Consider the following 390-nt stretch of genomic DNA (forward strand, 5'->3'; position numbering starts at 1 on the left):
CCCGGTGATCCCGGTCTGCGGGAGCACGCCGGAGGCCAGCGTGAGCCGGCGCCTGGCCTCGCCGATGCCGATCCGCAGCCTGGCGCGCAGGAATTCGGCCGCGTTCCGGTACCCGTCGTCGACCGGGCCGGCTGCTGCCGCAACGCCGGCCGCGGCGGTCCCCGGGCCGGCCGCGGCGGTTGCCGTATCGGCTTCAGCTCCCGCATCCGGGTCTTCTGCGGTATCGGCTGCGGTGGACTCCGTCCAGCCGGTCCGCCACCCCGGCGCCGGGGATGACTGCCGTGCCGCCTGGGCTTCGCGCCGGGTCCGCTCCACGGCCTGGGCCGCTACGAGCTGCAAAAACTCCACCGTCCGGGAGATCTCCTCGACCGTGCCGGCGAAATCAGCGGC

Annotated in this window: 1 pseudogene; it reads right to left on the bottom strand. The window is 74.9% G+C overall.

Annotated features, from left to right (window positions below):
• Positions 1-390 (bottom strand): annotated as a pseudogene (locus tag AB4Z38_RS25855) (HNH endonuclease signature motif containing protein); the annotation flags it as partial.

The organism is Arthrobacter sp. 2RAF6 (assembly GCF_052115205.1).
GTDB lineage: Bacteria > Actinomycetota > Actinomycetes > Actinomycetales > Micrococcaceae > Arthrobacter.